The 10,024-nt window shown below is 60.4% G+C and carries 8 protein-coding genes and 1 tRNA gene; 2 read left to right on the forward strand and 7 right to left on the reverse strand.

Annotated features, from left to right (window positions below):
• Positions 1 to 1,442: efflux RND transporter periplasmic adaptor subunit (locus tag ABYO54_RS08955; protein ID WP_372807910.1), on the forward strand; the 1,442-nt coding region annotated here is incomplete at its 5' end.
• Positions 1,432 to 4,992, forward strand: a complete 3,561-nt coding sequence (locus ABYO54_RS08960; RefSeq protein WP_372807911.1) for an efflux RND transporter permease subunit — start codon at positions 1,432 to 1,434, stop codon at positions 4,990 to 4,992. The genes ABYO54_RS08955 and ABYO54_RS08960, both read left to right, overlap by 11 nt.
• A 432-nt stretch (positions 4,993 to 5,424) precedes the next feature.
• Here ABYO54_RS08960 and ABYO54_RS08965 read toward each other — a convergent pair.
• From ABYO54_RS08965 to ABYO54_RS08995, 7 genes are all read right to left on the reverse strand, one after another.
• Positions 5,425 to 5,516, reverse strand: a tRNA-Ser gene (locus tag ABYO54_RS08965).
• A gap of 139 nt (positions 5,517 to 5,655) precedes the next feature.
• A complete protein-coding gene (locus ABYO54_RS08970) occupies positions 5,656 to 6,447 on the reverse strand; it encodes a CAAX prenyl protease-related protein (protein ID WP_372807912.1) in 792 nt (263 codons plus the stop codon).
• 74 nt (positions 6,448 to 6,521) lie between these two features.
• Complete coding sequence (locus ABYO54_RS08975) at positions 6,522 to 6,749, reverse strand: twin-arginine translocase TatA/TatE family subunit (RefSeq protein ID WP_372807913.1); 228 nt, start codon at positions 6,747 to 6,749, stop codon at positions 6,522 to 6,524.
• Positions 6,746 to 7,774: a twin-arginine translocase subunit TatC gene (tatC, locus tag ABYO54_RS08980; RefSeq protein WP_372807914.1), complete on the reverse strand. Its 1,029-nt coding sequence runs from the start codon at positions 7,772 to 7,774 to the stop codon at positions 6,746 to 6,748. Before tatC ends, ABYO54_RS08975 begins: the two co-directional genes overlap by 4 nt.
• Entirely contained in the window at positions 7,758 to 8,180 is a 423-nt protein-coding gene (locus ABYO54_RS08985) for a hypothetical protein (protein ID WP_372807915.1), read from the reverse strand. Before ABYO54_RS08985 ends, tatC begins: the two co-directional genes overlap by 17 nt.
• Before the next feature lie 105 nt (positions 8,181 to 8,285).
• Positions 8,286 to 9,182 carry a peptidylprolyl isomerase gene (locus ABYO54_RS08990; RefSeq protein WP_372807916.1) on the reverse strand — a complete coding sequence of 299 codons (897 nt, stop codon included), beginning with the start codon at positions 9,180 to 9,182 and terminating at the stop codon, positions 8,286 to 8,288.
• Between the two features lie 4 nt (positions 9,183 to 9,186).
• Positions 9,187 to 10,024 (reverse strand): SPASM domain-containing protein (locus ABYO54_RS08995; RefSeq protein ID WP_372807917.1); only part of this gene is annotated, 838 nt, incomplete at its 5' end.

Consider the following 10,024-nt stretch of genomic DNA (forward strand, 5'->3'; position numbering starts at 1 on the left):
CCCAGATCCAGCTGCCGAAGCCCGGCAAGTGCCCGATCTGCTTCATGGACCTGATTGCGCTCGACGCCGGAGACGACGGCGGTAGCGAGCGGGAAATCCGCATCGGCCCCCATGCCGCCAAACGGATGGAATTGGAAACCGCGCTCGTTGAACGCCGCTTTGCAACCGCCGACGTGCGGATGGCGGGAAAAGTCGACTACGATGAAACCCGCGTTTCCTCCATCTCCTCGTGGGTGCCCGGCCGCATCGACCGCCTGTTCGTCGACTACACCGGCATTCCCGTAAAGAAAGGCGAGCACCTGGCCGAGCTCTACAGCCCCGAACTGCTGACCGCGCAGGAAGAACTGATCCAATCGATAAAATACAATTCCTCGCTCGTTGATTCGTCCCGCGAAAAGCTGCGCCTCTGGGGGTTCACCGCCGAACAGGTGGCCGAAATCGAAGCCCGCGGAACCGCCAGCGACCATATGACGATCTATTCCCCCATCGGCGGCATCGTCATCCACAAGAACGTCAGCGAGGGCATGTACGTCGAAACCGGCACCAAGCTGGTCACCCTTGCCGATTTGTCCCGCGTCTGGATCCTGCTCGACGCCTACGAATCCGATCTCAACGGGCTGCGCTACGGCAGCACCGTGGCGTTCACCACCGAGGCCTATCCCGGCAAAACCTTTGAAGGCACGATTTCGTTCATCGATCCCGTCATCAATCCGGCCACCCGCACCGCCAAGGTACGCGTGATCGTCGACAACGAAGCAGGGCAACTCAAACCCGGCATGTTCGTTCGCGCCGTCGCCCGCCCGCAGGTGGCCGAAAGCGGACGCATCATGAATCCGGCACTGGCCGGCAAATGGATCAGCCCGATGCACCCCGAAGTGGTGAAAGACGAACCGGGCAGCTGCGATGTCTGCGGCATGCCGCTGGTCACCGCCGAGTCGCTCGGCTACGTGAGCGGAACCGAAGACAACGCCCCATTGCTGATTCCGGCATCGGCCGCACTGAAAACCGGCAAACGCGCCGTGGTCTACGTGGAAATCCCGGATCGGGAAAAGCCCACCTACGAAGGACGCGAAATTGCGCTCGGCGCGCGACTCGGCGACTTCTATGCCGTCGAAAGCGGCCTGGAAGAAGGCGAACGCGTCGTCACCCGCGGCGCCTTCAAGCTCGACGCCGAAATGCAAATCCAGGCCAAACCCAGCATGATGTCCATGCCGAGCGAGCGGCACGCCGATCATCCGGCGGAGAAAAAACCACAAACCCTTTGCCCGGTGATGGGCGGCGCCATCGACAAGGCGATCTTCACCGACCACAACGGCATGCGCATCTATTTCTGCTGCCCGGGATGCGACACCGAGTTCAAGGCCGACCCCGAAAAATACCTGAAGCAGATGAAGGATGCCGGCGTGGAGATTGAGAAGGTGGTAAACCATCATGCGCACTGAGACCCAACAAACCCCTGAACAGCGCTCCGCCGTCGGGCGGCTGATCCGGTTCTGTCTGGAAAACCGGCTAATCGTCGTGCTGTTCACGATGGCCGTCGTCTTCGCCGGCATTCTGGTTGCGCCGTTCGACTGGAAGGTCGGGGAGCTCCAGCGCTACCCCGTCTCGGTTGATGCGATTCCGGACATCGGCGAAAACCAGCAGATCGTTTTCACGGAATGGATGGGCCGTTCGCCGCAGGATGTCGAGGACCAGATCGGCTATCCGCTCACCGTCCAGTTGCTGGGCATCCCCGGCGTCAAGACCATCCGTTCCTACTCGATGTTCGGATTCTCCTCGATCTACATCATCTTCAAGGAGGATGTGGAGTTCTATTGGTCGCGCACCCGGGTGCTCGAAAAACTCAACAGCCTACCCGCAGGCACCCTGCCCGACGGCGCGCGCCCCGCGCTTGGGCCCGACGCCACCGCACTCGGCCAGGTCTTTTGGTACACCCTCGAAGGGCGCGATCCCGACGGCAACCCGACCGGCGGCTGGGATCCCGAAGAGCTGCGCACCCTCCAGGACTGGTATGCCCGCTACTGGCTGCTCTCCGCCGAGGGCGTGGCCGAAGTCGCCTCGATCGGCGGGTATGTCCGCGAGTACCAGGTGGATGTCGATCCCGATGCCATGCGCGCGTTCGGCGTCGGCATCGACGAAATCTACCGCGCCGTGCAAAGTGCCAACATCGATGTCGGCGCAAAAAGCATCGAGGTCAATTCGGTCGAATATTTCATTCGCGGCGTCGGCTTCATCCAGTCGCTGGAAGACATTGAAAACAGCGTCGTAAAGGTCAACGAATCCAACGTCCCGGTGCTGGTCAAACAGGTTGCCGATGTCGTCCTAGGCCCGACCCCGCGGCGCGGCGCGCTCGATAAAGGCGGCGCCCCCGCCGTCGGCGGCGTCGTGGTGGCGCGCTACGGCGACAACCCGCTGAAGGTCATCCAAAACGTCAAAGAGAAGATCGCCGCCACCGCACAAAGCCTGCCGAGCAAGACCCTGGCCGACGGCACCGTCAGCCAAGTCACCGTCGTGCCGTTCTACGACCGCACCGGGTTGATCTACGAGACGCTCAACACCCTCAACGAAGCCATCGTGCAGCAAATCCTCATCACGATCGTCGTCGTGCTGATCATGGTCCTGCATCTGCGCAGCGGGCTGGTCATCAGCAGCATGCTGCCGCTCACCGTGCTGCTCTGCTTCATCGGCATGAAGCTGTTCAACGTGCAGGCCAACATCGTCGCCCTCTCCGGCATCGCCATCGCCATCGGCACCATCGTCGATATGGGCATCGTCCTCTGCGAAAACATACTCCGGCATCTGGAGGCCGACGCTCCGTCGGAGCCACGCTTGGAGATCGTCCACCGCGCGGCGAGCGAGGTCGGCGGCGCCGTGCTCACCGCCGTGCTCACCACGGTCATCAGCTTCCTGCCCGTCTTCACCATGACCGGCGCCGAAGGCAAGCTGTTCAAACCGCTCGCCTTCACCAAGACCACCGCCCTGGTGGCCTCCATCGTCCTGGCGCTGACCGTCCTGCCCGTGCTGGCGCACACGTTTTTTGGAAACGATAAGGAGCAAGCGCCGAGCCGCCCGAAACGCATTTTCAAACGCAAAGTTGCAGAGGACGCTAAGCCTCGCAAAGAACCCAACGGTCCCTTTGCGAAGCATTGCGATCATCGCGCCTTTGCGTTGAATAAATATTTTCCCATCATGCTCACCGTCCTGTTCGTCGGCGTCTGGCTCAGCCTCGAATGGGAACCGCTCGGCGTGGAGCGCAACCTCCGGAACATTCTGTTCGTGGCGCTGCTCATCGGGGGGCTGTTGTTGCTCTTCAAGATCTTCGAGCATTTCTACCCGCGCATCCTCAGCTGGTGCCTCGACCATAAAGCGCTGTTCCTGATCCTTCCGCTTTCGCTCCTCTTGGCGGGGATTGGCGCATGGCGCACCCTCGGCAAGGAATTCATGCCCAACCTCGACGAAGGCTCGTTCCTCTGGATGCCCACCACCATGACGCACGCCTCCATCGGCGAGGTGCTCGACATCATGCAAAAGCAGGACATCGCCTTCCAGTCGATCCCCGAAATCGAGTCCGCCGTCGGCAAGCTCGGCCGTGCCGAAACCCCGCTCGACCCCGCCCCCATCTCGATGATCGAAACCGTCATCAACTACAAGCCCGAATACCGCGTCGACGAAGACGGCAACACCGTGCGGCAGTGGCGCGACCATATCCATTCGAGCGACGACATCTGGGCCGAGATCGTCAAGGCCGCCAAGATCCCCGGCACCACCTCCGCGCCGAAACTCCAGCCGATCGCCGCCCGCATCGTGATGCTGCAAAGCGGCATGCGCGCGCCCATGGGCGTCAAGGTGCAGGGCCCCGACCTCGATACGATCGAACGGGTTGGCTTGCAGATTGAAAAATTGCTCAAGGAGGTGCCGTCGGTTGAACCTGCCACGGTAATTGCCGACCGCATCGTCGGGAAACCCTATCTCGAAATCGTGCCCGACCGCGAGGCGCTCGCCCGCTACGGGATTCCGATCCGAAAATTCCAGGACGTCGTCGAAATCGCCATCGGCGGCAAGCAGGTCACCGGCACCGTCGAAGGGCGCGAACGCTTCCCCGTCCGCGTCCGCTACCAACGCGAGTTGCGCGACAATATCGAGGCGCTCGACCGCATCCTCGTGCCCGGTGCCGGCGGGCAACAAATCCCCATCACCGAGATGGCCGAAATCCGCTACGTGCGCGGCCCGCAGAACATCAAGAGCGAGGACACCTTCCTCGTCGGCTATGTCGTGTTCGACAAAAAGGAGGGGTTTGCCGAAGTCGACGTCGTCGAAGAAGCGCAGGCCTATCTGGGCGAACACCTCGCGGTGCCGGCGGGCGTGAGCTACCGTTTTGCCGGGAGCTATGAGAACCAGCAACGCGCCGCCAAGACGCTTTCCATGGTGCTGCCGATCGCGCTCTTCGCCATCTTCATGCTGATCTACTTCCAGTTCAAATCCGTCTCCACCACCCTGCTCATCTTTTCCGGCGTATTCATCGCATGGTCCGGCGGCTTTATCCTGCTCTGGCTCTATGGCCAGCCGTGGTTCCTCGACTTCAGCCTGCTCGGCACCGAGATGCGCAACCTCTTCCAGGTGCACGTCATCAACTTGAGCGTCGCCGTATGGGTCGGCTTCCTCGCCCTCTTCGGCATCGCCACCGACGACGGCGTCGTGATGGGCACCTACCTCACCCAGCTCTTCCGCGACAAGCCGCACACCACAAAGGAAGAAATCCGCGCGCTCGTGCTGGAGGCCGGGTCGCGCCGCGTGCGCGCCTGCCTGATGACCACCGCCACCACCATCCTCGCACTGCTGCCGGTGCTCACCTCCACCGGACGCGGCTCCGACATCATGGTGCCGATGGCCATTCCGTCCTTCGGCGGCATGCTCATCGAAATCGTCACCATGCTCGTCGTCCCCGTGCTCTATTGCGCCCTTCAGGAAAGAAAGGTGCGCCATCGGTTATAGCGAGCCGCCCAACAGTTCTTACCTCGAACCAGTACCGACCGCACCGAAATGACAAAATAATAGGACTGACACCCGCGGTGGTGCCCTGCCGATTTTAGGACCGCTGGCTTAGCGCAGAGGGAACGGTCCAGAGGACCGTTCTACCTAGAAATGTAAATGAACGACAGATAAACACAGATTCATGAACAGGATACAGGTTCTTACTCCGGCGGATGAGCGGGACAAGCTCCTTATCCCATTGAGGATCGGTGTCCATCCGAGTTCATCGGTGGTTCCATCCCGCATTAAGGTTAATCCGATCGGTCCCTCGGCGATGCCCAAGGCTAAATGGCGTTGCGCTTTTAGCGCATCGAAATCGTCCCCGCGCGCCACGGTGCCCGGCGAAGGCCGGATACGAAAAGAGCCCCGATAAACGGGGCTCTCATCAAAAACTGGCGGAAAGAGGGGGATTCGAACCCCCGGTACCCCGTGAGGAGTACACCGGATTAGCAGTCCAGCACCTTCAGCCACTCAGTCATCTTTCCGCGCTGAAAACGAGGGGAGAAGATAGTTGAGCCCCCTACCCTTTGCAAGCGGTTTTTGGGTAAAAGAAATAGGTTTGCATTACGGCCTTCGGACGGCGCGGCGGACGGGCCGCCGGAAGGCGGCACCCGGGGCTATTTCCTACCAAAACTGGTAGGCGTTGAATTTCACGACGTAGAGGCCGAGCAGGAAGTTGGTGGTGCCGTGGGCGATGATCGATGCCCAGATGTCGCGCGTCTTGATATACAGCAGGCCGTAGGCCAAGCCGCAGATGATGGCGGCGCCCCACTCGAAGTGGGACACGCTGAAAAACACCGAAATGAGTATAAGCACGGGCCAATGCAGGATGCCGGAATCGATCTTGAAGAAGGGGCTGCCCTGCATCCAGCGGTAGAGGAAGCCGCGATAGAAGAATTCCTCGATGATGGCGATGAACACCGACGTGCCCAGCATATGGATGGCGAAGATTGGCCAGCCGGAAGCTTTGGGATCGTAGACATGCAGGCCGGCATGTTCCCCGGACTCGATCACTTCATAGGGAGCCATGACGCCGTTGCCGATATCGAACAGTTCCCGGGTCTGGAACGGTTTCATCAGGTCAACGAACAGTCGGTCGTACCATTCCGTGACGCCCGGCGCGTGTTCCACCATCCAGGGGCATTCGAAAACCACCCAAACCACGAGGATGAACACACCGACCCCGATCGCGGGAAGAATGTTTTTGGCCTTGAGCCGCGGATACCACCGCCACGGGCGGAAAACCAGCAAAAGGATGAAGCCGCCGACCGACCGGGCCATGTAGCTCCAGGTCGGGTCGTCGAACCAGACCATCATGGTCAGCCACATGGCAAACGGAATCACATGGGCAATGACCGCCTTTGAATTTTCTTTTTGCTCGTCGGGGGAGAGTTCTTCGCGTTGTCGCTCGCTCATGGGATGATTGTGAGGCGTGATCCGCGAGGCGTGGTTTCCGAAAAAAGGGAATGCCACGCCTTACGGATCAATCGTCACTCCTTGTCTTTTCCGTCGTCGGAGGCGATTTCCTTCTTCTCGACCTCGTCATCGATCTGGTCGGGTTCGGCGCCTTCGCGCTGGCCCTTCTTGAATTCGCCGAGGCTTTTGCCGAGCGAACGGGAGAGTTCCGGCAGCTTCTTTGCGCCAAACAACAAAATGATGATGAACGCGACAACGAGCAATTCCTGCCCGCCCGGCATCCCCAGGGCTAGTGTATTCATGTGTTTTCCTCGGTTGAATCTTTCTTTTCGTGATCGTCTTTCGATTCGTCGGCGGCATCTTCATCCGTCGGGTCGGCGCTATCGTCGTCCGTATCCCCGGACGGGGACGGCTCGCGATTCCCACTGAAGTGAAGGAACCATATACAGAACTCGTATAGCAAAATCAAGGGGAGTGCCATCAGCACCTGGGTCATCGGATCCGGCGGCGTCAGGACCATGGCCAAAACAAACATGGCGACGATGACGTGCCGCCGCTTGTCGCGCAGCTGGCTGGAACTGACCAAGCCCATGCGCCCCATGATCAAGATGACCACGGGCAACTGGAACGCCAGCCCGAAGCCGAGCAACAGCTGGAGTGCGAACCCGATGTATTTGTTGTAGAACCAGATCGATTCGCCCCCGAGTTGCCCGCCGATCTTCAGCATCAGCCCCAGCGCCAGCGGCAGCGTCATCTTGTAGCCCATCGCAATGCCCACCAGGAACAAGCCGCCGGAAAAAAACGAAATCCGCGTCATCACCTTGCGCTCGACATCGCGCACGCCCGGCATCACGAACAGGCCGATGAAGAAGACGAGGAACGGCAGGCTAATCAGGATGCCGCCGAAGAAGGTCACCGTGAGCCACATCTTGAAGGCGGCGGCGGGCTCGGAGAACTGGAGGCGGATACCGCCCTTTTGCGCCGTCGACGACTCGGGCAACTCGACCAGGGCCTTGACGTCGTAATAGCGGGAACCATCCTCCGCCACCTGCAACGCGTTGGTCTCGATCGAATCGGCGGCGATGCGCAGATGCACCGTGGTATTGTCCAGCACCTCCGAGGCATTCTTGATGATATAGGGTTCGGCCGGGGCACGCAGGACCCCGATCAATTCGTCGGCAAACGGAAGGCAGATGGTCATCGCAATCGCCAACGCAATGAAACAGCGGATGACCGTCTTGCGAAACTCCTCCAGATGCTCCAGAAACGGCATCTCGCTATCGTCGTAGCGGAACTTGCCCTTGAAGGCCTTAAGCTTTTCGAGCATCGTCGTCCTCGTCGGGGGTGGTGGGTTCGGGTTCGGCGGCGGGTTCTTCCTCAACGGCTTCGGCCCCGGCATCCTGGAGGTCCTCTTCCAAGCCATCGAAGGTGTCGTCGGAATAGTCCGACTCATAGGGGTCGTACCCGTCGTCGTATTCGTAGTCGTCGTCGTGATCGTCGTCCGTCTTGTCGTAGACCGGGCGCGTCGGCTCATCGACGCCGAGATCGCTATACATGATCTCGCGCTTGAAGCTCTCGGCCGTATTGCGGATCGAATTGATCATTTCGTTGATCTTGCGGAAAATGCGCGGCGCATCCTTGGAGCCGAACATCAGCAACAGCACCAGCATCACGACCAGGAACTCCGGGCCGCCGGGGCCAATGAAAGCCAATGGAGCATAAACACTAAACATGGCCACCCTCATCCAAACGGTTGAATTGCGACCAAGAGGCGCAAACGGCGCGCAGGCCCCCGCCGCGGTTCTCGTTGTGTTTCCCGATCCTTTTTTCGACCATACTCATCCCTCGACAACAATCAGATTTTCAATATCGGCGTTGGCGCGCAGCGCATCGGCCACGACGCCGATGGCCTCGTTCTTCCGTTCGTCGAACAGCATGCTTTCGATGTCGTAGCGCACGTCGGCAAAATCGCGCACGGTCTCGGGCTGGCGGTCGAGCACGGTCAGAATATGGTAGCCGAACTCGGTCTGGAACACATCGCTGCATTTTCCCACCTCGGTGGCGAAGGCCACCTTCTCGAAGCTCGGCACCATCTGGCCGCGCGCGAAGTAGCCCAGGTCGTGGCCGCCGTCGTTGCACTCGGAAAACTGGTCGGCCAGCGCGTTGAAATCCTCGCCGTCGTTCAACCGCGCGCGCACGTTGAGCAGATCGGCATAGATCTTTTCGATCGGCTTCTCCGCGCTCGGTTGCTGGATGATGTGCGCGGCATGGACCATTTCCGGCAGCGTGAATTCCGCCGGATGCGCCTCGTAGTAGGCGCGCGAATCGGCCTCGACCGGGCGGACAACCCCTTCGCATAGCCGCTCGAAATATTTTTCCAGGCGGACGCCGTCCTCGATATCGGCCTTGACCTTGGCGACATCCGCGTCCGAAAGCTCGAAGCGGTTGCGGAACTCCTCGTCGCCGCCGTGCTGCTCCATGAGCGCAACGAACCGGGCCTCGATCTCCTCGGGGCGGACGGCGTCGATCTCGGTGCGGGCCTTTTGCGTCAGCAACACGCGCTCGACGGCGTTTTCGCGGGCGTCGGACTCGATCTTCGCCCACTTTTCGTTCATCTGCTCGTAGGACATTTCGCGGGCATAGCGCTCGCGCAGCAGTTGCAGTTCCTGATCGATCAGACCCTGCGAAACATCCTCGCCATTGACGCGAATCGTATCCGTTGCTTCATCATTCATCGTTTTATTTTCCACAGCACTTCTTGAATTTTTTACCGCTTCCGCAGGGGCATCGGTCGTTTCGGCCAACCCCGGAAACGCGCTCCGCCGCCACCGGAGCGGGCACTTCCTTCATAATGTCCGCCGCAGGCCGCCCCTTTTGGACAAGCCCCGCCATGGCTTTCATTTTCGGGTCGATGTGTTTGAAGAAGGTTTTATACCCGGCGCACAGATAGTTCAACCCCGGTTCGCCATCGGGCGCATTGATAAAGCGATGCTTGGGGCATTCGCCGTTGCAGGCGAACAGGAATTCGCACGCGCGGCAAACCGCAGGCAACGCCTCCCATTTGTCGTTGCCGAAGGCGACCTGCTCCGGGGAATAGAGCATCTCCTCCAGTGATTTCCCCATGATGTTGCCGAGGAAATAGGCGGGATAGACGAAGTGGTCGCAGGAATAGACGGAGCCGTCGTGCTCCAGCGCAACGGCCTTGCCGCAGCGGCGCGCGAAGGTGCAGAGGTTCGGCTCCTGCCCGCACCAGGCCCCCAGCGCCACATCGAAAATATTCACGAACACCTGGCCAACGTCTTCCTTGACCCACTCGTCGAACACCTTGCAAAGGAATTGGCCGAAGCCTTCCGGCGACACCGCCCACGGCATCATGGTGCCGGAATTATCGACGGCCCGAAGATCGGGCGGCGCGGCAAGATCCAGCCCAACCGCGTGCGCGGCGCGGTCGCCCGCCCGCTCGACGATCGGGATAAACTGCATGAACTTGACGCCTTGCCCCTTCAGGAAATCGTAGACCTCGACCGCCTCGTCGGGACTTTGCCGCGTCACGCAGGTGAGCGTATTGAATTCCACC

Origin of the sequence: Pontiella sp., from assembly GCF_041622395.1 — a bacterium.
Classification (GTDB): domain Bacteria; phylum Verrucomicrobiota; class Kiritimatiellia; order Kiritimatiellales; family Pontiellaceae; genus Pontiella.